The following is a 23,916-nucleotide window of genomic DNA, read 5'->3' on the forward strand; positions in this document are numbered from 1 at the left end:
GAGATTGTGGAATTTGCGACCTGCCGTTTGCCGTTAGGCATTGAAACTCTTTGTCAAAAGCCGGCCCGGGACCTGTGAATAATTTGTGGCAAAGCCGTGGCAGCAGCGAGAATGGCAGCGCTACCGCGGCGGAAAATCGGAATCGATTTTCGGACCGACTGAAGATTCGACGCATCCTTTGCGCATCCAACCGGGATGCTGCACGCTATACGCACGCTATACGAATGCGGTGGGCAACCGGCAGCGTTGTGAGATAGCCAGGACTTGAATTTTCTGCCAATTGGCAGTATATTGTCTGCCAAGTGATGGAGGCCGGAATGAGTGTCGGTTATGCGGTTCGCGATCCTGCAAATCAGGCTTTGCCGGCAAATCTGGCGGATGCCTCGGCACGGGCGCGGCTCACGCCAGCGGCTGTTGCCGGCATCGTCAGGCTCGCAGACATCTGGCATCTGACCAGCACCGAGATCTGTACCTTGATCGGCGACGTGTCGGAGAGAACCTGGTTCCGCATGAAGAAAGGCGAGTGGGAGGGCGTTCTCTCCCAGGATTCGCTGACACGCATCAGCGCCCTGATCGGCATCTTCAAGGGACTGCGGCTTCTGTTCTCCGAAGCGCTTGCCGATGAATGGGTGCGGTTGCCGAACAAAGGGCCGCTTTATGGTGGCCGGCGCCCCCTGGACGTGATGATCGAGGGCGGCATTCCGAAGCTGCTGCAGGTTCGCCAACACATCGACGCTTTGCGCGGTGGACTTTGAATGCAGATCCCGCCGCGCGCTGACATTTCCCAGCGCGACACGATCCGGCTCATTTCGACAGGCAGGCTCAAGGAACCGGTCCTGATGCCGTTGGCCAGGAATCATGGAGATTTGGAGGACCTTGCGGAGCTCGAAGGGGCCACCAGCGGCCGTCTTCAGGCGCAGCAAGGGGGATTGCCCGACCTCGATCCGCGCGAACTGGTTTTCGGGAGGCCGGGCTACACCTTCATCAATGCGGCTTTCGCTTACACCCGTCCGGGCGGCAATCGTTTCAACGATGATGCCAGGGGCGTCTGGTACTGTGGGTTCGATGCGGAAACCGCGCTCGGCGAGGTCTCTTTTCATCTGACGCGCGAGCTTGCCGCAATCGAACGGTTTGAAAACGTCACCGACTACGCGGAGCTCGTTGCCGACTTCATAGGCTCGTTTCACGATCTGCGCGGTGCTGAGTTCAGCAAGGATCCGGTGCTCGATCCGGATACCGCCTTAGCCTATCCCGCCGGTCAGGCGCTGGCGAAGCAACTCCGCAAACAAGACGCCGCGACCGGTTTTGTGTATCCTTCCGTGAGACATGTCGGCGGGACCTGTCTTGCCGCCTTCCTTCCCGATCTCGTTCAGAATCTCCGGCAAGGCGGTATCTGGCGTCTGGAATGGCAGGGTTCATCTGTTCCCGCGATCACGCCCATATAGCGCCATCTCTAAAGCGCGTCGCGTTCGACCGGCCTCGTGCGACGCGCTTTAGGTTCTTTTTCTATGCATGTCGTTATCGCAAAACCGCTGCACACCTTTGCGCGACATGCATTAGCGCCGCCCGAACAGGCGACCGTCGATGGTGACGAGGCCGAGGGCGATCAGCGCCATGCCGCCGAGTTCGAACAGTTCGAGCCGCTCGCCCAGGAACAGGAAACCGAGCAGGATGGCACTGGCCGGCACGATCAGCGTGACCAGCGAGGCGTTGGTGGCGCCGGCCGAGGCGACGAGATTGAAATAGAGGATGTAGGCGAAGGCCGTCGACAGCAGCGCCAGTGCCAGCACCGCCGCCCAGACCGGCGGCGAGGCCGAAAACAGATTGGCGGCATCATAGGTGAACAGAACGACCGGGATCATAATGATGGTCGAGCAGGTCAATTGGCCGGTGGCAATGACCGGTGACGGCACACCCTTGAAGCGGCGGGCGATCATCAGCGCAACCGCATAGGATAGCGATGCTCCGATGAGCGCGAATTTCGCCCAGACCGGACCGCCGAGCCCGGCGACGAGGCCGGGGCCTATCATCACCGCCGTTCCCGCGATACCGAGGGCGATGCCGGCAAGCTTGTTCCACGACAGCTTCTCATCGCTGGTCAGGGCGTTGGCGAGGATCAGCGTCCAGAACGGCGTCGTCGAATTGAGCACCGAGGCGACACCGGCGCCAAGCTCGGTCTGGCCGGCAAAGATCAGCGAGAAAGGGATGACGTTGTTGGCGAGCGCCAGCAGGAAGAACAGGCCGGCATGCGGCAAGGCGAGGCGAAACGACGGGCCACGGACCGCAAGATAGAGCTGCAACGCGATCGCAGCTATGGTGACGCGGAACAGCACCAGCACCAGCGGCGGAAGTTCCGCTACCGCAATACGGGCAAAGAAGAACGAGCCGCCCCAGATGGCGCCGAGCAGCAGAAGCTGCGCCCAGTCCTTGAGCACCATCGGACCGCGCATCGTGGTGGTGGCAGCTATCGCCATTGGTCGTCCTCCCAGACGAGATGCCTTGCTCTTCAGGCGTCTGTTCACGCCATACCCGATCCGGCCGCAAGGGCCACCCGAAACCTGAGCGATGGCCTAGCTCGCTCATAACCGGCGTGCAGCACCGGCGTAGCGCCGCGAAGCCAGGGCGGCGAGACATAGAATTGTTTTCATTAGCCGCTAGCTTGGATTAATTGTGCGCAGCCTCAGTCAAGGGATTCGTCCATGCAGCGATTCGAAAATGCCCGCGAGGCAGCGCTGGCGCTTCGCCCGGACGATCCGATCTATTGCTTCCGCCCGCAGGTGCTGAAGGCGGACGCCAAACAGTTCATGGGCATGTTTCCCGGCAAGACCGCCTATGCGGTCAAGACCAATGGCGAGCAGATCGTGCTCAACGCCCTGGTCGAGGCCGGCGTCGGTGCCTTCGATGTGGCCTCGCCCGGCGAATTCGCCGCCGTGCGCGCCGTCTCGCCCGACGCCGAGATGCTCTACATGCACCCGGTCAAGGCGCAGTCGGACATCAGGCTGGCGCTGGAAAAATACGCCATCCGCGTCATTTCGCTCGACCATGAGGACGAGATCACCAAGCTGACCAGGGTGGTGCGCGCGCTCGACATCGATCCGGGCGCCATCACCGTGTTCGTGCGCATCCAGACGAAAGGCTCGGCGGCCTACGAACTGTCGAAGAAGTTCGGCGCCGGACCGGCCAATGCGGTCGAACTGGCCGAACGGCTGAACCGGACGGGCTACAAGGTCGGGCTGTGCTTTCACGTCGGCAGCCAGATCGAGGATCCCGACACCTATGAGCGGGCGCTGGCCTCCGCCGACTGGGTGCGCAACCGCGTCGGCTTCGACGTTGCCGGGCTCGATGTCGGCGGCGGGTTTCCCGCCGAATACGGTCATGATCCGAACAGCCGCAAGCCGGAAATGCCGTCGCTCGGCCAGATCATGTCGCGGCTGTCGGGCGACCTCCAGGAGTACCAGTTCGACCAGATGCCGCTGGTGGCCGAGCCGGGCCGGGTGATCGTGGCGCGCTGCCTGTCGCTGATCGTGCGCGTGCTGCTGCGCAAGGGCAAAAGGCTCTACATCAATGACGGCATCTGGGCATCGCTGTCGGATTCATGGACCGGCAAGATCACGCTGCCGGCGCGCTTCATCCCCGATCCGGCGATCCGCTCGCGCAATGGCGAGGACAAGACCATCGTGCCGTTCAAGGTCTGTGGCGCGACCTGCGATTCCGTCGACATATTGTCGCGGCCGTTCTGGCTGCCCGAAACAGTCGATACCGGCGACTGGATCGAGATCGGCCATATCGGGGCCTATTCGCTGTCGCTCAGAACACGGTTCAACGGCTTCTATCCCGACACCTTCGTCGAGGTGGCGACGCCGTTCGACGAAGGCGATGCACCGCAGGGGTTCGCCAGCCTGGAGACCATGGCGGATTAGTGGATGGTGGAATAGTGAATAGTGAATAGTGAATAGTGAATAGTGAATAAATGAATAGTGGTAATTCTGGTGCTCAATGCGGCTCCGGTGCTATTCTTTTCACCATTCACCATTCACCATTCACCACCATCACAGCCTGGCCAGCAACTCCGGAGTCGGCCAGCCGTCGACCGGCAGGCCCAGACGCATCTGCTCCTTACGGATGGCTTCGCGGGTGTTGGTGCCCAGGATGCCGTCGACGGTGCCCACGTCATAGCCTTTCGCCTCGAGCTTGGTCTGTAGCGCCTTCATCTGGTCGGCGTCGAGGCCGGGTTCGGGGTTGCGCGGATCGAATCGCGGCGCGCCCCCCAGTCGGGCGGCAAGATTTGCCGCGGTCAGGGCATAGGTGAAGGACTGGTTCCACTCGAGATAGACGTCGAAATTGTCGTAGGTCAGGAAGGCTGGCCCCTTGCGACCCATGGGCAGCGCCAGGCCGGCCTTCAGGCCGTTGTCGAGAAGCGGCGTACCGTCGGGCCTGGTAACGCCCCACTGGCTCCATTGCGTCAACGGCAGCTTGTTGGTGCGTCCCGTCTGCTCCCACGGCAAATCGTCAGGCACACGGACTTCCTCGATCCAGGGCTGGTCGCGCTTCCAGCCGCGCGACTGGATCTTGCTGGCCGTGCTCATGATCACGTCCGGCGCGCTGCCGCGCAGGTCGACCAGGCCGTCGCCGTCGCCGTCGACGCCGTGGCCGAGATAGTCGGAAGGCAACATCTGCGTCTGGCCGATCTCGCCGGCCCAGGCACCGGTGACGTCGGCCGGCACCACGCCGCGATCGATCAACATCAGCAGCGGCACGATCTGCGGCCGGAACAGCTGCGGACGGCGGCAGTCATGCGAGAGGCTCACCAGCGCGTTCAGCGTATGAAAATCGCCCTGCACGGCGCCAAAATCGGTCTCCAGGGCCCAGAAGGCGGCGATGACCGGCGCCTGCACGCCGTATTCGCGATCGGCGCGGACAAAGACCTCGGCATATTTTTGCAGATTGGCCGCACCTTGCTTCAGCCGATGGGACGAGATCATGCGGTTCGAGAATTCGATGAAGGTCTGGGTGAAGACGCCCTGGGCGCGGTCGCGTGCCAACGCCTTCTCATCGAGGGTGGCGTTTTCCAGCGCATCAAGGCCGGCAGCGCCGACGCCGGCCGCCCTGGCCTCCGCCGCCACGCCGTGCTTCCATGACTCGAAATCCCCGCCGCATTGCTGTGCCGCTGCCGGCACGGCGGTCAGGAGCAGCGCCGCGAGAAGTCCAAAGCGCAATCGCATCGCTATCCTTCCAAGAAGATTACCGGCGGTTGCAGGCATTCGTCGTTGGCTGTGTCGAAAAGCAGGCGGCAGGCCTGGTGTCAACGGGTGTTCTGCCGCAACCACTTCTTCCACGCGGCTTCGGAGCCGTTGAAGACGCTGATGTCGGCGTTTCCGGCCATGCCCGGCACGACACCCGTTCCGGTATACTGCCAGAAGGTGAAGGGATGGCTGCCGTATTTCTGGCGCGGGTGCCCGGCGACGGAGCGCAGCCAGTAGGGGTAATTGCGGAAGCCCGATAAACCGTTATCTTCGAAGAAATCGACAGACGTGTAGATGATTGGCTTCTTGCCGTAGTATTTTTCGACGATTTCGAGGAACGTGCTCATCTCGCTGCGTACCGTGGCGGGATCGGGCCGCAGCTTGCAGGTCGGCGATTTCGGGTTCCATTCCATGTCGAGAACCGGCGGCATCGCCGAGCTGTCTTTGGGCACGTTCTGGATGAACCAGCGCGCCTGGGTAGCGGCCGGCGTACAAAAGTAGAAAAAATGATAGGCGGCACGGGGGATGCCCGACGCCCTGGTGCGGCTCCAATGCTCGTTGAAAGCTTCATCGAAACGGTCTCCGCCTTCGGTTGCCTTGATAAAGGCGAAGGAGATGCCGCTGGCCCTGGCCGCCGGCCAGTCGATCGATGTCTGGTATTTGGAGACGTCGGTGCCGTGGACGGCATAGCTCCACGGTGCGCCGCTGTCCCATTCATGCGGGTCGGAATCGGCAAAACGCGGCGCGCGTACCGCAACCATCGAGGCGCTGGACGACGATAGCGATGGCGTCAGATCCTCGACCGTCGAGCAGGCACCAAGCAGCATCAGCGTGATGAGAACCGCGAAACGGCGCATCGCTACTTCCCGAGCCGGTTTCAGCCGGCCGCTGATGGGTCTTTCCGCGGGTGGCCCCTCGACCGGGCGCAGCGTGTCTGAAACCGACTTACGCGGCGCACCTGGATCTTCGTTTCATGCATTCCCAAACCGTTACGCAGTTTTGGGACGCATGCATTCAAGCCCCGCCGGACGGTCACCCCACAGGATCGCCCGGTCTGTCCCAAGCGCGTCGCTTCGACGCGCTTGGCTCTTTTGTCTATGCATGTCGTTGTCCCAAAACCGCTGCGCACTTCTGGGCGACATGCACCTGTGATCGCCGATCATGGTTGATATTCGGTTGACGGCGCTCGACAAGAGCCGCGATTTTGCCGAAACAATGGCGGCAAATCGATGACATAGATCGCGCTCAGGGGAATTCGAAAAAATGCAGATCCTCCTGAAGTTCGTCAAATGGCTGCTCGGCCTGGCTGTGCTGGCCGCCGCGATACTCGCCGGCTGGCTGTATTTCGCGCCGCCGGAACTGATCCGCGTCGGTTCCGGCTATGCTGCCAAGATCGTCTGCTCGAACGTCTTCATCGCCGGGCGAGACGCCAACGACGTGCTCGCCGTCGATGTGCAGGCGCCGGGTCATCCGCTGCTGAAGCTGATGAGAGTGTCGGTGGACAAGGAGAAGGGAACGGTTTCGGCGGGCCTGTTCGGCGCGCTCGGCAAAAGTGTCGCGGTTGCGCGCGACGGGCTCGGCTGCGCCTCGGTTCCCGACGGCGATATTGCCGCCGCCAAGGCTGTCGCCGGAGCTCCACCGACGCCGGCGCCGCTGCCCGATCTGATCTGGCCGGAGGGCGACAAGGCCGATGCCTCGCAGGATCCCGAGGTCGCGAAAGTCCTCGACGATCCAGCCATGACCGGCGCCGGCATGCGGGCGGTCGTGGTCGTTAAGAACGGCCGCATCGTCGCTGAGCGTTATGGCGACGGCTTTTCCGAAAAGACGCCGCTATTGGGCTGGTCAATGACCAAGACGGTGAATGCGGCGATCGTCGGCACGCTGGTGAAGGAGGGCAAGCTGGCGATGACCAACCAGGGTCTGTTCGGCCCCTGGAAGGGAGATGGCCGCGCCGTGATCAGCCTCGCCGATATGATGGCGATGTCGAGCGGGCTGGAATTCAACGAAGATTATGGCGACGTCGCCGACGTAACGCGCATGCTCTATCTCGAACCGGACATGGCGGGCTTTGCCGGATCCAAGCCGCTGACCGGCGAGGTCGGCAAGGTGTTTTCCTATTCGAGCGGCACGGCGGTGATGCTGTCCCGATTGTGGCAGGACGCGATCGGCGACAAGGACAAGGCACTGGCGTGGCCTAGGACCGCGCTGTTCTATCCGCTCGGCATGCAGAGTGCAGTGCTGGAGGCCGACGAGCACGGCACCTTCGTCGGCTCGTCCTACCTCTACGCCACGGCACGCGACTGGGCGCGCTTCGGCCAGTTCCTGCTGCAGGGCGGCGTCTGGAACGGCAAGGAGATGCTGCCCGCCGGCTTCGTCGACTGGATGCGGGAACCGGCAACTGCCTCGAAAGTCTACGGCAAGGGGCAATTATGGATAGAAGGACCGGGCGACGAAGAAAACCCCGGCGCCGGCACTACCGCCGGCCTGCCCAAGGACACCTATTGGATGGAGGGGCATGATGGGCAAACGGTTGCCATCATCCCCTCGGAGCAGCTGGTTGTGGTGCGGCTCGGGCTGACGCCGGCCAGGCTCGGCTACCGGCCGCAGGCGATGGTAGCGGGGCTGGTCAAGGCGCTGCACTGAGGAATGCGGCGGTCGCAGTCTTGTCTATGCGGCTGTCGCCAAAGGCTTGGCGCGATCAACACGCGCCCGCTCGTCGGGTGAATTCATAACCGTCCAAAGATCGTTACGGCGCTGGACGTTCAACCAGAAATCCGGGCTGTTGCCAAACACCCGCGCCAGAATGAGCGCGGTAGCCGCCGTCACGTTGCGGCGGCCGTTGCACAATTCGTTCACATGCTTGCGCTGGACGCTCATAGCTTCGGCCAAAGCCGCCTGTGTCAGGCCGAGTGGTTGCATGAATTCTTCCGTAAGAATTTCGCCAACCGTTGCTGGCTTGCGTGCGGTCATCAACATGTCTCACCTCACTTATATATAGCTGTGGTCGTCGAGATAGATGTCCGACGCCTCGCCCCGGCCCCCGTCCCAGCGGAAGACCAGCCGCCATTGTTTGTTGACACGGATCGAATGGAAGCCTTCGAGATTGCCGCGCAACTTCTCGAAATGGTTGCTGGGCGGCACACGCAAATCCTGATCGATCGCCGCGTCGTCAATCATCTGGAGCTTGCGGAACAAGCGGCTTTCGAGATCGGACGGAATATTGCGGGAATGGGTGTCGTCCACGAAGAAAGCCCGCAGCCATCCATCTCTAAATCCGATGATCATCCCATGCTTCCGGCGAGGAGATAATGTACCACTCCTTGGGTCACATGGCAATGTGTGATTTAGCCAATTAAACTGATTTCAGCCACGGCCCCCATTTAGGATTGGAGCCCCAAAACCTTCCACGCCAAAATTGATATTAGATGGCGATCTTGATCACGGCGAGCCAGCTGTAGCCGCGATAAAGTGTTCTGAATCGAAGGCTTGCACCAACTCTCGCAGATTCCGATTCCAGGACGTCGCGCAGGACTTCACGCGGCTGGACATGGAATTTTTTCAGCCAGCCGCGCAACAGCTTGCGGAACCAGCTGGGCAAGGCTTCCTGCTGGCCAAAATCGACGACATGCAGCGAGCCGCCCGGTGACAGAGCAGCAAGAGCCGCGAACACTGTCTTCTCCCAGCCGGGAATCATCGACAGCGAATACGAGACAAAAATGCGGTCGAAACTTTTGACGCCGAACAGTGCTTTCGCGTCGAAATCCGTGGCGTCGCCGCGCGCCAGGGTGACGCGGCCGGAGAGGCCTTCGCGCGCGAGGGCGGCAGTGGCCGTCTCCAGCATCTCGGCCGAAATATCGAGGCCGAAGAAGCGCGCGGCGGGATAGCGGCGGGCTGCGAGGATGATGTTGCGGCCGGTGCCGCAGCCGAGCTCGAGCACGGTGCCGCCGGCCGGCACATCCAGTCCGGCGATAAGCCGGTCGCGGCCGAGCAGATAGTATTTGCGGGTCAGGTCGTAGATATGACGCTGCCAGCGGTAGACGCCGTCCATCAGCTCGGCATGGCTGGCCGGCAAGTCGGTCGTGCTCATACGGACCGCTTCACATAGAGATGGAAGCCGCCATAGATGGCCGAGCGGTCGCGCGCCGAAAACTCGCGCGAGGCGTCGTTCTCGTAGCGCCATTGGTCGAGCAGCGAATTCGAGACGCGGCCGGGCAGCAGGCTGGGTTCAGCGGCGGTGCGGAAGATAACGCGGGCGCCGGTGGAGGCGGTTCGGGTGATCTCGGCCCACAACCCGTTGAGCTGGTGGTCGGTCATCCAGTCCTGTGCATCGAGCAGCACGAAGCGATCCACCGAGCCGGCATCCTTGCGGGCGAGGAACTCGATCAGATTGGCGTGGTGGATGGCAACGCGATCGAGATTGTTGCGGATCGTCTTGTAGTTGCGCTTTTCGAGATAGGCGGGCAGGGCGGCCTCGCCCGGATTAGGGTAGCGGCGGGCGAAAGCCTGCCAGGCGAAATAATTGGTCTTCAGCGGAAAATCGCAGGCGAGCTTTTCCAGTCGTGCCTTCAGCACGCTGGCCATGGTGCCGTCACCCGAGGTGATCAGCGAATCGTACTGGGCCGGCGGAATGCCGAGGCCGAACAGCGAGGCTTTTCGTGAGGTCGCCCATTTCAGCAGCGGTTTTTCGAAGACCGGCGCCAGCTCTTCGTCGAAGAAGCGGCGCTGATCGGCGATGCTCTTGGCGTCCATGATGCCGGCCGGGTCGACGCCGAAGAATTTTGCGGTGCGGTGGCCTATGGCGATGAACAGGCCAAGCAGGCCGGTCTGGTAGAAATTGCGGTCGAAGACAGCGATGCGGCGACGGCCGCGCCAGTTGCGGCGCTCCCAATAATGGCGGCTGACCGGGTCGAGATGCGGTGCGATGAAGCGATCGTAGGCCTGTGAATTGTGCCCGGTCTCAGCCGCGCCGAAGAAACGGAACAGGTCGCCCTGCGACGGCAGGTGACGGACGGCTTCGAGCTTCATGCGGTTCAGCGCGATATGGGCAGCGTTGAGGTCGACGGCATCGATCCTTTCCGGCGAGCGGGTGAGATAGGCAAGGATGTTACAGCCGCCTGAGGCAATGGTGACGATGCGGTGGCCCGTCCCGAGCTGCATCGCGTCCATGTCGATTTCGGGGTCTTCCCAGATCTGCGGATAGACGAGGCCGGAGAACAGGAAGGCGAACAGGCGCTCGGAGATGCCGGCTTTCGACAGCGGGCGGTTCTGGTAGACGGCCTTGCCGACTTCCTTGCCGCGGCGAAAAACCAGGTCCCCAGAAATGTCCGTCATGGCAAGGCGATTCCCCGTTTGCGTTGCCGCAAGCCGGTAGCGCAGGGTGATGACAGGCCGGTGACAGCCTGTTGACGCGAGTTCAGGCCTTGCCAAATCCACCTGGGGTCGGCGTCGTCACGATGACCGCCTCGCCAGCGTCGAGGATGGTCTGATCGCAGGCTTTCAGCGTCTCGATCGCGCCGGTCTTGCGGCGGACCTTGGTCGAACCGGCCTCGCCATCGCCGCCTCCGTCCAGTCCCCGCGGCGGGCGGTTGCGATGCGAGGACAGGATCGCGCATTCCATTTTTTCGAGGAAGCGGATGGTGCGCCGGGTGCCGTCGCCGGCATTCCATTTGCCTTCGCCGCCGGAGCCTTCGCGGATATGAAAATCCTCGAGCAATACCGGGAAACGCAGTTCCAGCACTTCTGGATCGGTCAGGCGCGAATTGGTCATATGGGTGTGGACGCCGGAGGTGCCGGCAAAACCGCGGCCGTCGTTCATCCGGCCAGCCGGCGAGCCCGAGCAGATCGTCTCGTAATACTGGTACTGCTTGTTGCCGAAGGTGAGATTGTTCATCGTGCCTTGCGCATTGGCCATCGCGCCCATGGCGCCGAATAGCGCGTTGGTGACGTGTTGCGAGGTCTCGACATTACCGGCGACGACTGCCGCGGGATAGGCGGGTTTCAGCATCGAGCCGTCGGGAATGATGATGTTGATCGGCCGCAGACATCCGGCATTCATCGGGATGTTGTCTTCGACCATGACGCGAAAGGCATAAAGCACCGCGGCACGGGCGACTGGCTCTGGCGCATTGAAATTGTTCTTCATCACCGGCGACGTTCCGGTGAAGTCGACGGTGGCTTCGCGCTTCCGCCGGTCGACCGATATCTTCACCTTGATCATTTGGCCGGTGTCGGTCGGATATTCGTATTCGGAACTGTCGGGCAGCCGCTCCAGAACGCGGCGCACGCTTTCGGCGGCATTGTCCTGGACATGGCCCATATAGGCTTCGACCACATCGAGGCCGAAATGCGCGACCATCTTGCGCAGCTCGGCGACGCCCTTTTCGTTCGCGGCGATCTGCGCCTTGAGGTCGGCGATGTTCTGGTGCGGATTGCGCGCCGGGTAGGGGTGGTCGGTGAGCAGCGTCTCCAGGTCCTTCTCGCGGAACCGGCCGCGATCGACGATGCGGAAATTGTCAAACAGCACGCCTTCCTCGTCGACGGTTGTGGCAAGCGGCGTCATCGAGCCGGGCGCGGTGCCGCCGATGTCGGCATGATGGCCACGCGAGGCGACGTAGAAGAGGATCTTCGGCGATTGGCCGATCTCCCCCCCTGTGGGGGAGGTGGCGGCGAAGCCGCCGGAGGGGGTCGTTGCGGCAGTGCTCGACGCACTTGTGGTGCCTTCTGCGAGGACCCCACCCGGCCGCTTCGCGGCCACCCTCCCCTCAAGGGGGAGGGAAAACACCGGCGTCACCACTGTGATATCAGGCAGATGGGTGCCGCCATTGTAAGGCGCGTTCAGCGCAAAGACGTCGCCGGGACGGATGTCGCCGGAGTTGAGCCGGATGATGGTTTCCACCGAGCGGTCCATCGAGCCGAGATGCACCGGCATATGCGGTGCATTGGCGACCAGCGCGCCATCCCGGTCGAAAACTGCGCAGGAGAAATCGAGCCGCTCCTTGATATTGACCGAATAGGCGGTGTTCTGCAGCGTCACGCCCATCTGCTCGGCGATCGACATGAACAGGTTGTTGAAAACCTCCAGCATCACCGGATCGGCTTCGGTGCCGAGTGCGGCGTGTCGGCGCTTCTTCTCGACGCGCCGCATCAATACGTGGTTCTTGGCGGTGATCTCGGCCTGCCAGCCCGGCTCGACGACGATGGTCTGGTTAGGCTCGATGATCAAAGCGGGGCCGGCGATCTTGTTACCAGGCTTCAGCGTTTCGCGAGGGAAAATGCCGGCGTCGCGCCAGACGCCGTCGACAAAGATTTTCCGGTTCCCGGAAGGATTTGCGGCCATGTCTTCAACAACTGAATCGCTTTCGTCGCGGCCGGTGCCGCCGGTATCGGTACCTTCGACGCCGATCGACTCAACGATCATCGGCTTGTCGTCATAGACAAAGCCGAACTGCGCCTTGTGCGCCGATTCGAAGTCCGCCTTGGCCTGCGCAATCGAGCCGTGCCCGAAGTTCACAGGCAGCGCGGTATCGGTGCCGTCGTAGCGGATCTGCAGCACCGGTCTCGAGACGACCGCGTCTTCGCTGATGCCTTGCGCGGCGAGTTCGTCGATGACGGCTTTGCGCAGCGTTGCGATGAGTTCATCGATCGCTGGCCCGGAATTGTCCGCCAGCGGCTTCAGCAGCGCCTGCTGGCGTGACGCAAATACAGAGGATAGGCCGATGCCGTATGCCGATAGCAGGCCGGAGAAGGGATGGATCAGCACCGCCTCCATGCCCAGCGCATCGGCGACCAGGCAAGCGTGCTGGCCGCCGGCGCCGCCGAAGCAGTTCAGGAGGTATTCGGTGACATCGTAGCCGCGCTGCACCGAAATCTTCTTGATGGCGTTGGCCATGTTTTCGACGGCGATGGTGATGAACCCTTCGGCGACGGTTTCCGGGGAGCGGCCGTCGCCGATCTCGGCGGCAAGGGCCGCGAATTTTTCGCGAACCGTCTGGACGTCGAGCGGTTCGTCCTGGCCCGGTCCAAAAATAGCCGGGAAGAACTCGGGCTGCAGCTTGCCCAGCATGACATTGGCGTCAGTGACGGCCAACGGGCCGCCGCGCCTATAGGCGGCCGGGCCGGGATTGGCGCCGGCCGAATCCGGCCCGGCGCGAAAGCGGCCGGCTTCGTAATGCAGGATCGAGCCGCCGCCTGCAGCGACGGTGTGGATGCGCATCATCGGCGCTCGGATGCGCACGCCGGCGACCTCGGTGTCGAAGGCGCGCTCGTAGTCGCCATCGTAATGGGCGACATCGGTGGAGGTGCCGCCCATGTCGAAGCCGATGACCTTGCCGAAACCGGCGAGTTTTGCCGTCTCGACCATGCCGACGACACCGCCGGCCGGGCCGGACAACAGCGCGTCCTTGCCCTGGAACATGTCGGCGGCGGTGAGGCCGCCCGACGACATCATGAACATGAGGCGAGGAGATTGGTCGATCTCCCCCCCTGTGGGGGAGATGCCCGGCAGGGCAGAGGGGGGCGCCGTAGGGTGCTTTGTGTCATGATTGGCGTCACTAAGATGCTGAGATGCTGGCGGGACAGCGCCCCCCTCTGTCGGCTTCGCCGACATCTCCCCCACGAGGGGGGAGATTGGAGCCACGCCCAGCTCACCGGCAACCCTTTGCACATACCTTGCCAGGATCGGCGACAGGTAGGCGTCGACCACCGTGGTGTCGCCACGGCCGACCAGCTTGATCAGAGGCGAGACCTCGTGGCTGACTGAGACCTGCGAGAATCCGAGCTTTCGACAGACTTTGGCGACCGCCTTTTCGTGCTCCGGATGTTTCCAGGCATGCATGAAGACGATCGCGACCGCATCGATGCCATCCGCCTTGGCTTGCTCAATAGCCGGGCGTACCGAAGCAATGTCGAGCAGGCGCTCGACACTGCCGTCGGCGCGAACCCTTTCGTCGATCTCGACGACACGCTCATAGAGCTGTTCGGGAAGGATGATCTGCTTGGCAAAGATATCGGGCCTGGCCTGATAGGCAATCCTCAGCGCATCGCGGAAGCCTTTGGTGATGAGCAGCAGCACACGGTCGCCCTTGCGCTCGAGAAGCGCATTGGTGGCAACCGTGGTGCCCATCTTGACATCGCCGATCAGAGCGGAGGGGATTGGAGCGCCGGGTTGGACGCCGAGCAGCTCGCGAATGCCATGGATGGCAGCATCGGCATAGGCTTCGGGATTCTCGGACAGCAGCTTGCGCGGGTGCAGCGCGCCTTCCGGGTCACGGCCGATTACGTCGGTGAAGGTGCCGCCACGGTCGATCCAGAAATCCCATTTTGCAGTCACTGCGGCGGCTCCTGGGATTTTTCCCTGTTCGATCTGTTAGCTTGCGAGGCCCTGACCGGCAATCGTCAAATGATTGGAATATGTTACAGGCAGAAATGCAACGTTACGAAACTCATGCGCAGCTTACGCATTGTGTCCTCGACCGCCGCCGGTAACGGAGGCGTGATTAGAGGAGAGATACCATGAACAAACTCATTCTTGCGTCGGTGTCGGCGCTTGCGTTGCTTGGCCTTGCCGCCTGCAGCAACAGCGGCACCGACAACACCACGACGCAGAGCACCAACCCGCCGGCATCCGACCAGACGATGAAGCCGGCTGCTCCTGACGCCAACAAGCCGGCCGAGCCGGCTCCGGCTCCGGCACCTGCGCCGGCTGCTCCGGCTCAGTAGTCAATGTGACAACCAAGGAAAGGCTGGCCTCACAGGCCGGCCTTTCTGCTGCTTACGATACCAGCGCCTGGCGGCCGAGTGCGACGACGTGAGCGCTGGCGCCAGCCGCCTCAGGCATTGCGCCAAATCGATTGGGCCAGCCCCTGCGGCACTGTCTTGGCTTGATAGCGATGGGTGGTTGGTCCTATGAAGCCCCCATGTCGATTTGGGACCGCCTTGGCGACTTCGTCACACGCGTTTCATCTTCAGCGTCGTCAGGCGTCGCCGAAGTGGTCGAGGCCGTGCGCACGGTTTTCTCCGGCGATGCCGATCTGCGCCGGCGCGTCGCCTTCTCGGTGGCGATGATCGCCCTGTCGGCCAAGATGGCCAAGGCAGACGGCATCGTCACGCAAGACGAGGTGCGCGCCTTCCAGGAAATATTCGAGGTGCCGAAGGAACAGAGGCGCAATGTGGCGCGGCTCTACGATTTGGCCAAACGCGACATTGCCGGTTTCGAGACCTATGCCGAGCGGATGGCGCAGCTTTGCGGTTCGGGCCATTCGAACTGCCTGATGCTCGAGGGTATACTCGACGGGCTGTTCCACATCGCCAAGGCCGACGGGCTGGTGCATGAGCGCGAGGGCGAATTCCTGCATCGCATCGCCGAGATATTCCGCATCGATGAGGCGCATTACCAGAGCATCCTGGCCCGGCATGTCGATCTGGGTGCCGCCGATCCCTATGTTGTGCTCGGCATCGAGCGCGGGAAGCCGTTCGAGGAGGTCCGCAGGCGCTACCGCAAGCTGGTCTCCGACAATCATCCGGACCGGCTGATCGCACGCGGCCTGCCGCAGGAATTCATCAAGATCGCGACGACCAGGCTGGCGGCGATCAACGCGGCCTATGAAATGATCGAGCGAGGCCTGCGGCACGCATGAGCGGCTTTCCGCCCGATGAGCCGAGCGCCGAGGTCAGGGTATCGCCGAATTTCGGACCACGGCGCGGGACGCTCGGACCCGATATGATCGTGCTGCACTACACCGGCATGGCTACCGGCGCCGGTGCCGAGGCATGGTTGTGCGATCCGGCAAGCGAGGTCTCGTCGCACTACCTGGTCCATGAGGACGGCCGAATTGTTCAGATGGTAAGGGAAAGCGACCGCGCCTGGCATGCCGGCAAGAGCTCGTGGTTCGGACAGAGCGACATCAACTCCTGTTCGATCGGCATCGAGATCGTCAATCCGGGGCATACGCTCGGCTATCGCAACTTTGCAAAACCGCAGATCGGTGCGGTGATCGGCCTGTGCGCCGGCATCATCGAGCGCCATTCCATTCCGGCGCAGCGGGTGCTTGCCCATTCCGACGTGGCACCGGGGCGCAAGGTCGATCCAGGCGAGAAATTTCCATGGAAGGCCTTGTTTGCCGTCGGTATCGGCCATGTTGTGCCGGCAGCACCGATCCGGCGCGGCGCCGTGCTGAAGCCAGGCGATACCGGCGCCGAGGTAGAGGCGCTGCAGTCGATGCTGGCGCTCTATGGTTATGGCGTCGAGATCACCGGCGCCTTCGATCGGCAGACCGAAATCGTGGTAGAGGCATTTCAGCGGCATTTCCGGCAGCGCCTGGTCGATGGCATGGCTGATGGATCGACGATCCGCACGCTGGAAAGGCTGCTCGCTTCCGTAAGGATAGCCTCTCTCAAATAATCTTTTGCCAGCTTAAAAATTACAATCTGTTACTCAAAGTGACTTGCGTCGCCTTCTTTGGCGCCAATTCCGTCGTCAAAGGCGATCCGTACAGATTGTCGGACGTCTATCCCCCAAATGTTCCGATGTTGATTGAGGGTATCTGCGCGAAGTTCTTTGTGCAGATCAAACAGAACAGGATCACATGCAGAAATTGACCGTTTTAACGGCAGCCATTGCTGCCGGCGTAATGACTTTTGCCTTCAGTGCGGCAAACAGCGCACCGCTGAGCCAGCGGGCCGATCAGGGCTTCAGTGCCGCAGCCGGCAAAACCGCCGTGCCGAAAGCCACCCGTGGTGCAAAAGTAGAGAAGACCGCCACCGCAAAAGTGGAACAAGCAACCGCGGTAAGGACGAAAAAGCCGGCCCCTGCAAAAAAGCCAACCGCTGCAAGAAAGACAATCTCAAAATACTATGTGAAGCGTAACCGCAAAAGCATCGACCACATGGCAACGGCGTCAGTCGCTCCGAAGAGCAGGCCAGCGCCTCAGGCGGTGGTAGTCGGCGCCAGCGGACAGTATTCGGCGATCATTGCGCGTTATGCCGCCAGCTATGGCGTCCCGGTGTCGCTCGCCAACGCCGTCATCAAGATCGAAAGCAACTACCAACCGAACCAGGTCGGCAGCGCCGGCGAGATCGGCCTGATGCAGATCAAGCCGGCGACGGCGCGGATGATGGGCTATAGCGGTTCGGTTCAGGGCCTCTATGATCCAGATACCAACATCAAATACGGCATGAAGTACCTCGCCATGGCGCGGGATCTCGGCGGCGGCACGACCTGCGGCACGATCCTGAAATACAATGCCGGCCATGCCGCCACACGGATGAACCCGGTGTCCGCAGCCTATTGCGGCAAGGTCAAGGTCCAGCTGGCTGCACTTGGAGCGCCCGCCTGACAAGCGACAACTTGCTTTTTCGTTTGCGTTTTCGGGCCTGAACCCCTTTATACGCCTTGCCAGCTGGCCGGGCGGCCGCACCCGCGAAGCCGAAAGGCTGCGGGTGAGGAAAGTCCGGGCTCCATGGAGACACGGTGCCGGTTAATGGCCGGCGGGGGCGACCCCAGGGAAAGTGCCACAGAAAGCAAACCGCCACGATCCAATCGTGGCAAGGGTGAAAGGGTGGGGTAAGAGCCCACCGCGCGACTGGCAACAGGAGCGGCACGGTAAACCCCACCGGGAGCAAGACCGAATAGGGGCGGTGCGAGGGGAAACCCTCGAGGGCTGTTTCCGGCTCACCGTCCGGGTAGGTTGCGTGAGGCGTATGGCAACATGCGCCCAAGATGAATGGCCGCCACGTTCTCGCCGTGTAAGCGGCGAGGGCCATACAGAACCCGGCTTACAGGCCAGCTGGCAGTTTTCCCCGATAAAAGGAAATCTCCTGATATCAGCAGGTTGCGTCTTCGGGCGCAGCCGTTGGTTCAGTTTTCGGCCCGCAATTAAGCGCGGCATTCCTTGAAAATGGTGCGATTAAATCGTACCATTTGGATGACGGTATTCAGGAGCGCGTCATGGGACAGGTCGATAAACGCAGCATCACGCTGTCGCCGGAATTGGCGGCGGTGGTCGACGACGTGGTCGCCGCCGGCGAATATGCCTCGGCGAGCGAGGTGATCCGCGACGCGCTGCGGCAATGGAAGGACCGGCGCGACCTGCTCGGCTACACGGTCGAGGAATTGCGCAAGCTGGTGCAGGAAGGGATCGACAGCGGGCCGGGGCTGGACGGGCCGCCAATCATGGAACGGCTGCGCGCCAAATATCTGAAAATGGCCGGAACCAAAGGCCTTGAGGAGTGAAATACCGCCTGCTTCCTCAGGCATTGATCGACCTCGAAGCCATCGGCGACTACATTGCCGAACAGAATCCAAATGCGGCGGTTCGGCTCGTGGATCTCTTGCAAAGGCCGGTGGGATTTGCTGACCCTGCACCCCTTCTCAGGTGCGCCGCGCGAAGACATCGCAACCGGAATCCGTCACCTGATCGTCGGCGAATACCTCACCTTATATCGTGTCCGCGAAGAGGCGATCGAAATCGTTCGCGTGCTGCACGGCCGGCGCAAGATTGATGCCTACGATCTGAATTCGTGATTGCCGATTCAGCCACCGATTGCGTCTAGCGACGCCTCGATCGCCTGCCAAAGCTCTTCCACCGGCTCGCAGCCGATCGACAGGCGAACGAACCCGGGCGGAACGGCATCTCCCCTTTTTGATCGCCGTTCGGCCGAAGTGTGCACGCCGCCGAACGACGTCGCTGCCTGCATCAAGGCGCAATTGTTGATGAAATCCTCGGCCTTGTCCTCCGAGGCGAGCACGAACGAGATGAGAAAGCCGAAGCGCTCCATCTGGGCGCGGGCAAGATTGTGCGATGGATCGCTCTCCAGTCCCGGAAAGCGCAAGCCGCTGATCGCGCGATGGTTTTTCAGCCGTCGCGCTATCATTTCGGCGGAAGCGCACATACGGTCGAAGCGCACGTCCAGCGTTTCGAGGCCGCGATGCACCAGCCATGCCTCGAACGGCCCGGGGATAGCGCCCGACGTCTCGCGCCAGTCGGTCACCCTCGAGATAATGTCCGCGTCGCGGCTGGCGACATGGCCGAACAGCACATCGGAATGGCCGTTTGGTGCCTTGGTGTCGGCGGCAATGACGATATCTGCGCCGAGATCAAGCGGGCGCTGGCCGAAAGGCGTCATTGTCGTGTTGTCGACCACAAGCACCGCACCTGCTCTATGCACGGCCTCGGCGACGGCTGCGATGTCGCATATGTCCAGTCCTGGGTTGGCGGGCGTTTCGACGAACGCAAGCCGATACCTATCGAAGCCGCCGTCGAGGAAGCTCGACGTCGGCCGGACATCGTAGGCAACGCCGAAGGATTTCAGGAAACGGTCTGCCAGCGCTCGCGTCGTATGATAACCGTCGGACGGCAGCAGGACACGGTCGCCGGCTTTGAGCAGGCCGAAAAATACCGCCGAGATGGCAGCCATCCCCGAGGGAAAGGCGACGCATGGGGCGTCTTCCAGATGCGCCAGCATGTGCTCGACCGCATCCCAGGTCGGATTGCTGAAGCGGCCATATTGATCGAAGCCGGTGGCGTCGCCGGGCGCATGAAAGATGGCGGCCATCGTCAGGGGCAAGGGGATCGGGTCGCCCTTGGCCAGCCCGCCGCGGCGCAGATGGGGAAGTGCCGCGGCGCGTGACTTGGCTGTTTCGGACATGATTTCAAACCTCGTTACTGACCGGAAAAGGAGATGCCGAGGCTATGCGCGGCAGCGATCCGCAGCAAGTCGGCTCCGGTTGGGCCACACGGCTCTAAACGCTTCGTTAGGCTTAATAGAGGATAAAGACGGGAGTGCCGTCAAAGCTGCTCTCCCCAGTCGTGGCCGGCGCGTTTTGAAGACTGTTCCCGTTGACGCCCATAACACCCCATGATATCCCATTCCGATACTCAAGCCTTCGTTCCGTGTCAGGGTGAAGCGTACGCCAATCGGGCAGCCGCGGCGGCTGCGCGTTTGCCTGCATTCGCCCGTCACAACGAAGCGGGTTTTGGACGTCGACCGGGCCGGGGCGGCGCGGACAGGAAGATGCAGAGGGGTGCGGCGGCGCAAGCGGCCGTAACGCGTAATGGACCGGTTTCTGTCGAACGCGGTGAACAGGATCGATGCGAAGGGACGGGTGTCCGTGCCGGCGCATTTCCGTGCCGTTGTGCAGAAACGCGGCTATTCGGAACTTTATGCGCTACGCTGCCTGGATCGCCCGGCGATGGATGTCGGTGGGCTCGACCTGCTCGATCGCTACGAGCAGCGCATGGCCCAGGAAGACCCGTTCCTGCAGACGGCGGACGACATGTCGTTCTTCTGCCATGGCGATGGAACGTTTCTGAAGCTCGACCAGGACGGCCGTATCACGATGAGCGATTTCATTCGCGAGCATACCGGCATTTCAGCGGAAGTGGCCTTCGTTGGCCGCGGCAATTTCTTTCAGATCTGGGAGCCGGGACGGCTCAGCGCCTATGGGACGGAAGCACGCGCCCGGCTTTTGCAGCTTCGGCAGGGGACGAAGCCCGGGGAGCGGCCGGAATGATGGCGGGCGACGGCGATGAAGTTCATGCCGCTGGCGGACCAGCCCGTCACATTCCGGTCCTCCTTGCCGAAGTTCTGGAGGCGCTGGCGCCGACAAAAGGCGAGGTGATCGTCGACGGCACGTTCGGTGCCGGCGGCTACACGAAGGCCATTCTGGCAAGCGGAGCCTCGGTCGTCGCCATCGACCGCGATCCGGATGCGATCGCGGCGGGGCGGGCCCTTGAACAGCAGTCCGGCGGCAAGCTCAGGCTTGTCCAGGCACCGTTCTCGACGCTCGACGAGCAGGTTGAAAGTGCCGATGGCGTCGTGCTCGACATCGGCATCTCCTCCATGCAGATCGACCAGCCGGAGCGCGGCTTTTCATTCCGGGCCGATGGACCGCTCGACATGCGCATGGCGCAGGCGGGCCTGAGCGCCGCCGATGTCGTCAACACCTTCAAGGTGGGCGATCTTGCCCGCATCTTCGGTTTTCTCGGCGAGGAACGCCATGCCGGGCGCATCGCCCGCATGATCGAGAGCCGTCGCGAAAAACGCCCCTTCGAGCGCACGCTCGACCTTGCCGATGCCATCGAGACGCATATCGGTCGCGCGCCGAAAGACAAGATCCATCCGGCCACCCGCGTTTTCCAGGCGCTGCGCATCTTCGTCAATGACGAACTCGGCGAACTGGCCAAGGCACTGTTTGCCGCCGAGCGCGCGCTGAAACCGGGCGGGCGGCTTGTCGTGGTGACCTTCCATTCCCTCGAGGACCGCATCGTCAAGCGCTTCATCGCCGACAGAGCCGATTCAGCGACCGGATCGCGGCACCTGCCCGAGGCGCAGGCGCGCACCGCCACCTTCACCAAGAAGGGCGGCGGCGTGACGCCTGGCGATGCCGAGATATCGGCAAATCCGCGGGCGCGCTCGGCAAGGCTGCGCACTGCAATCCGTACAGAGGCGCCGGCGCGTGCCGGCGATTTTTCGATTTTCGGCTTGCCAAAACTGCCTGGCCCAAAGCTTCCCGGCGCCGATCGACCGGGAGAGAGGTGAGCACGTGTTTCGTACCAGCGACATAGTCCTGATCGCCGTCATGGTTTCGGCGGCTGCCCTGACCTACAAGACCAAGCGCGAGGCCGAGGAGCAACTGGCGGCAGTGCACAAGATCCAGGCGCAGATCCGTTATGAGGAGGACACGATCGACCTGCTCAAGGCGGACTGGAGCCTGCTTACCCAGCCGTCGCGCCTGCAGAAGCTCACCGAAATCTACAAATCGCAACTCGGACTCGAGCCGGTCAATGCGCGGCAGATCGTCGGGCTGGACGATCTGCCGGCGAAACCCGTCAACATCGAGGACCTTTCATCGCAGCGGCTGGGCGGCATGGCCGATATCGGCGGCAAAGATCCCGTGGTGACCGGAGGCATCGTCCAATGATCACCGGATTTCCAATGGCTGCCAGATTTCCAAAGATTGGCAGGCTGCTGAAGAGCGGTTCACAGGCCGGTGCAGGCGGATCGATCGTGGTCGAAGGTGCCCGCAAGGCGACCGGTGGCAAGGGCAGGACCCGCATCGTCATGACCATGGCGGTGTTCTTCGGCATCTATTCGACCATTGCCGGGCGGCTGGTCTATCTGGGTTTCCAGAATCCCGACCTGTCGGGCGGCCCGCAGAGCCGGGTGACGGCATCGCGACCCGACATCGTCGACCGTAACGGCGAAGTGCTGGCGACCGACATCAAGACCGCGTCGCTGTTTGCCGAACCGCGCCGCATCGTCGATGCCGACGAGGCGATCGAAAAGCTGTCGACGGTGCTTCCCGAGATCGACTACGAGCAGACATATAACAAGCTGAAGAGCGGCGCCGGGTTCGTCTGGCTGCAGCGGCAACTGACGCCGAAGCAGCAGGCCGACATCATGCAACTCGGCATCCCCGGATTCGGCTTTCGCACCGAAAAGCGCCGGTTCTATCCGGCCGGCGAAACCTCGTCCTACATTGTCGGCCTCACCAACATCGACAATCAGGGCATCTCCGGCATGGAGAAATACATCGACGAACAGGGCTTGAGCGATCTTCAGGCGTCGGGCCTCGCGGTGGCCAAGGATTTGAAGCCGGTGCAGCTCTCGATCGACCTGCGCGTCCAGCATATCGTGCGCGACGAGGTCGCCACCGGCATGGAAAAGTACCACGCCATCGCGGCGGGCGCCGTCGTGCTCAACGTCAAGACCGGCGAGGTGCTGGCGATGGCGTCGGTTCCGGATTTCGATCCGAACAACCCCTATAACGCGCAGGACAAGGACCGGCTCAACCGTATGTCGGCCGGCCTCTATGAAATGGGGTCGACCTTCAAGAGCTTCACCACTGCCATGGCGCTCGATTCCGGCAAGATAACGCTGCAAAGCCGTTTCGACGCGTCGCGCCCGATCAGGATCGGCCATCAAACCATCCATGATTTCCATGGCAAGGGCCGGGTACTGTCGGTGCCGGAAGTGTTCATCTACTCCTCCAATATCGGCTCTGCCAAGGAAGCCGAAGCGGTTGGCATCGACGGACACCGCGAATTCCTGCATCGCCTGGGAATCCTCGAGAAGATGCAGACCGAACTGCCGGAAGTCGCTCGGCCGACCGAGCCCAAGGTCTGGAAGCAGGTCAATTCGATCACCATCGCCTTCGGCCACGGTGTGTCGACGACGCCGCTGCAGACAGCGGTCGGCTGCGCCGCGCTGATGAATGGCGGCTATCTGATGGACCCGACCTTCCTGCCGCGCACGCAGGAGCAGGCGATGGCGGTGGCCAAGAAAGTGGTCAGCGACAAGACGGTCGAGGGCATGCGCTATCTCTATGCACTCAATGCCGAAAAGGGATCCGGCCGCAATGCACGGGTGCCAGGATACCGGGTGGGCGGCAAGACGGGAACGGCGGAGAAGGTTGTCAACGGCCGTTACTCGAAGGAAAAGAATTTCAACGCCTTCGTTGCGGCTTTTCCGATGGACGATCCGCAATACATAGTGCTTACGATCGCCGACGAACCGAAGCCGGAAAAGCCCGGCATGGGTGGTACGGCCGCCTCGAACGCGGGCATCATGGCTGCAAACATCATCCGACGTGCGGCTTCCATGCTTGGCGTGAAGCCAGATTTCAGCCATGAAAATGGTGCAACGCTGGTTTCCTATCAGTGATTCTTGGGGCGCG

23 protein-coding genes and 1 other RNA gene are annotated in these 23,916 nt (G+C 62.2%); 15 read left to right on the top strand and 9 right to left on the bottom strand.

Annotated elements, in window-relative coordinates; all coding sequences use genetic code 11:
- Window positions 1-317: 317 nt before the first annotated feature.
- Together NKH49_RS15935 and NKH49_RS15940 are read left to right on the top strand one after the other, a co-directional pair.
- The gene (locus NKH49_RS15935; RefSeq protein WP_352501077.1) at window positions 318-755 is read left to right on the top strand and encodes an antitoxin Xre/MbcA/ParS toxin-binding domain-containing protein; all 438 of its coding nucleotides are present in this window, start codon (window positions 318-320) and stop codon (window positions 753-755) included.
- On the top strand, window positions 756-1,445 hold the full coding sequence (locus NKH49_RS15940; protein ID WP_352570502.1) for an RES family NAD+ phosphorylase: 690 nt from the start codon (window positions 756-758) through the stop codon (window positions 1,443-1,445).
- A gap of 111 nt (window positions 1,446-1,556) precedes the next feature.
- Here NKH49_RS15940 and NKH49_RS15945 read toward each other — a convergent pair whose 3' ends face one another.
- Window positions 1,557-2,474 carry a DMT family transporter gene (locus tag NKH49_RS15945; protein WP_352501075.1) on the bottom strand — a complete coding sequence of 306 codons (918 nt, stop codon included), beginning with the start codon at window positions 2,472-2,474 and terminating at the stop codon, window positions 1,557-1,559.
- A gap of 225 nt (window positions 2,475-2,699) precedes the next feature.
- On the opposite strand from NKH49_RS15945, the gene NKH49_RS15950 reads away from it, so the two are divergent.
- Window positions 2,700-3,920, top strand: coding sequence for an alanine racemase (locus NKH49_RS15950; protein WP_352820359.1), 1,221 nt, complete (start codon window positions 2,700-2,702; stop codon window positions 3,918-3,920).
- A gap of 129 nt (window positions 3,921-4,049) precedes the next feature.
- Here the strand turns inward: NKH49_RS15950 and NKH49_RS15955 are convergent, their stop codons facing one another.
- Together NKH49_RS15955 and NKH49_RS15960 are read right to left on the bottom strand one after the other, a co-directional pair.
- Window positions 4,050-5,222, bottom strand: coding sequence for a lytic murein transglycosylase (locus NKH49_RS15955; protein WP_352501074.1), 1,173 nt, complete (start codon window positions 5,220-5,222; stop codon window positions 4,050-4,052).
- 80 nt (window positions 5,223-5,302) lie between these two features.
- A complete protein-coding gene (locus NKH49_RS15960; protein ID WP_502893719.1) occupies window positions 5,303-6,100 on the bottom strand; it encodes a glycoside hydrolase family 25 protein in 798 nt (265 codons plus the stop codon).
- 406 nt (window positions 6,101-6,506) lie between these two features.
- On the opposite strand from NKH49_RS15960, the gene NKH49_RS15965 reads away from it, so the two are divergent.
- A complete protein-coding gene (locus NKH49_RS15965) occupies window positions 6,507-7,886 on the top strand; it encodes a serine hydrolase domain-containing protein (protein ID WP_352501073.1) in 1,380 nt (459 codons plus the stop codon).
- Window positions 7,887-7,910: 24 nt separating this feature from the next.
- Here NKH49_RS15965 and NKH49_RS15970 read toward each other — a convergent pair whose 3' ends face one another.
- From NKH49_RS15970 to NKH49_RS15990, 5 genes are all read right to left on the bottom strand, one after another.
- Window positions 7,911-8,219: a HigA family addiction module antitoxin gene (locus tag NKH49_RS15970; RefSeq protein WP_352453138.1), complete on the bottom strand. Its 309-nt coding sequence runs from the start codon at window positions 8,217-8,219 to the stop codon at window positions 7,911-7,913.
- A gap of 12 nt (window positions 8,220-8,231) precedes the next feature.
- The gene (locus NKH49_RS15975) at window positions 8,232-8,528 is read right to left on the bottom strand and encodes a type II toxin-antitoxin system RelE/ParE family toxin (protein WP_352456184.1); all 297 of its coding nucleotides are present in this window, start codon (window positions 8,526-8,528) and stop codon (window positions 8,232-8,234) included.
- A gap of 136 nt (window positions 8,529-8,664) precedes the next feature.
- Window positions 8,665-9,330, bottom strand: a complete 666-nt coding sequence (locus NKH49_RS15980; protein WP_352926625.1) for a class I SAM-dependent methyltransferase — start codon at window positions 9,328-9,330, stop codon at window positions 8,665-8,667.
- Window positions 9,327-10,574 (bottom strand): BtaA family protein, encoded by a 1,248-nt coding sequence (locus NKH49_RS15985; RefSeq protein ID WP_352926628.1) that lies wholly within the window; start codon window positions 10,572-10,574, stop codon window positions 9,327-9,329. The genes NKH49_RS15980 and NKH49_RS15985 overlap by 4 nt, the downstream gene beginning before the upstream one ends.
- Before the next feature lie 82 nt (window positions 10,575-10,656).
- Complete coding sequence (locus NKH49_RS15990) at window positions 10,657-14,571, bottom strand: hydantoinase B/oxoprolinase family protein (RefSeq protein WP_352926631.1); 3,915 nt, start codon at window positions 14,569-14,571, stop codon at window positions 10,657-10,659.
- A gap of 182 nt (window positions 14,572-14,753) precedes the next feature.
- Between NKH49_RS15990 and NKH49_RS15995 the strand changes: the two genes are divergently transcribed.
- The 7 genes from NKH49_RS15995 (at window position 14,754) to NKH49_RS16025 (ending at window position 18,762) form a co-directional block, all read left to right on the top strand.
- On the top strand, window positions 14,754-14,960 hold the full coding sequence (locus NKH49_RS15995; RefSeq protein ID WP_352778751.1) for a hypothetical protein: 207 nt from the start codon (window positions 14,754-14,756) through the stop codon (window positions 14,958-14,960).
- Between the two features lie 197 nt (window positions 14,961-15,157).
- The gene (locus NKH49_RS16000) at window positions 15,158-15,877 is read left to right on the top strand and encodes a TerB family tellurite resistance protein (protein ID WP_352926634.1); all 720 of its coding nucleotides are present in this window, start codon (window positions 15,158-15,160) and stop codon (window positions 15,875-15,877) included.
- Window positions 15,874-16,641, top strand: a complete 768-nt coding sequence (locus NKH49_RS16005) for an N-acetylmuramoyl-L-alanine amidase (protein WP_352471548.1) — start codon at window positions 15,874-15,876, stop codon at window positions 16,639-16,641. Before NKH49_RS16000 ends, NKH49_RS16005 begins: the two co-directional genes overlap by 4 nt.
- Before the next feature lie 184 nt (window positions 16,642-16,825).
- The gene (locus tag NKH49_RS16010; RefSeq protein WP_352926637.1) at window positions 16,826-17,575 is read left to right on the top strand and encodes a lytic transglycosylase domain-containing protein; all 750 of its coding nucleotides are present in this window, start codon (window positions 16,826-16,828) and stop codon (window positions 17,573-17,575) included.
- 59 nt (window positions 17,576-17,634) lie between these two features.
- Window positions 17,635-18,033: RNase P RNA component class A (rnpB, locus tag NKH49_RS16015), an RNA gene on the top strand.
- A 153-nt stretch (window positions 18,034-18,186) separates the two neighbouring features.
- On the top strand, window positions 18,187-18,471 hold the full coding sequence (locus NKH49_RS16020) for a type II toxin-antitoxin system ParD family antitoxin (protein WP_352501068.1): 285 nt from the start codon (window positions 18,187-18,189) through the stop codon (window positions 18,469-18,471).
- A gap of 117 nt (window positions 18,472-18,588) precedes the next feature.
- Window positions 18,589-18,762 (top strand): type II toxin-antitoxin system RelE/ParE family toxin, encoded by a 174-nt coding sequence (locus NKH49_RS16025; protein WP_352926640.1) that lies wholly within the window; start codon window positions 18,589-18,591, stop codon window positions 18,760-18,762.
- An 8-nt stretch (window positions 18,763-18,770) separates the two neighbouring features.
- Here NKH49_RS16025 and NKH49_RS16030 read toward each other — a convergent pair whose 3' ends face one another.
- Window positions 18,771-19,886 (bottom strand): cystathionine gamma-lyase, encoded by a 1,116-nt coding sequence (locus NKH49_RS16030; protein ID WP_352680270.1) that lies wholly within the window; start codon window positions 19,884-19,886, stop codon window positions 18,771-18,773.
- Window positions 19,887-20,292: 406 nt separating this feature from the next.
- Here NKH49_RS16030 and mraZ point away from each other — a divergent pair, with 406 nt between their 5' ends.
- From mraZ to NKH49_RS16050, 4 genes are read left to right on the top strand one after another with little or no spacing between them, the layout of a single operon-like run.
- Entirely contained in the window at window positions 20,293-20,751 is a 459-nt protein-coding gene (gene mraZ / locus NKH49_RS16035) for a division/cell wall cluster transcriptional repressor MraZ (protein ID WP_352926644.1), read from the top strand.
- Window positions 20,748-21,779, top strand: a complete 1,032-nt coding sequence (gene rsmH / locus NKH49_RS16040) for a 16S rRNA (cytosine(1402)-N(4))-methyltransferase RsmH (RefSeq protein WP_352589451.1) — start codon at window positions 20,748-20,750, stop codon at window positions 21,777-21,779. Before mraZ ends, rsmH begins: the two co-directional genes overlap by 4 nt.
- A 4-nt stretch (window positions 21,780-21,783) precedes the next feature.
- Window positions 21,784-22,161 carry a cell division protein FtsL gene (gene ftsL, locus NKH49_RS16045; RefSeq protein WP_023676771.1) on the top strand — a complete coding sequence of 126 codons (378 nt, stop codon included), beginning with the start codon at window positions 21,784-21,786 and terminating at the stop codon, window positions 22,159-22,161.
- A 14-nt stretch (window positions 22,162-22,175) separates the two neighbouring features.
- On the top strand, window positions 22,176-23,903 hold the full coding sequence (locus NKH49_RS16050) for a peptidoglycan D,D-transpeptidase FtsI family protein (protein ID WP_352926647.1): 1,728 nt from the start codon (window positions 22,176-22,178) through the stop codon (window positions 23,901-23,903).
- Window positions 23,904-23,916: the final 13 nt, after the last annotated feature.

Source organism: Mesorhizobium sp. M1088 (assembly GCF_040318575.1).
Lineage (GTDB): Bacteria > Pseudomonadota > Alphaproteobacteria > Rhizobiales > Rhizobiaceae > Mesorhizobium.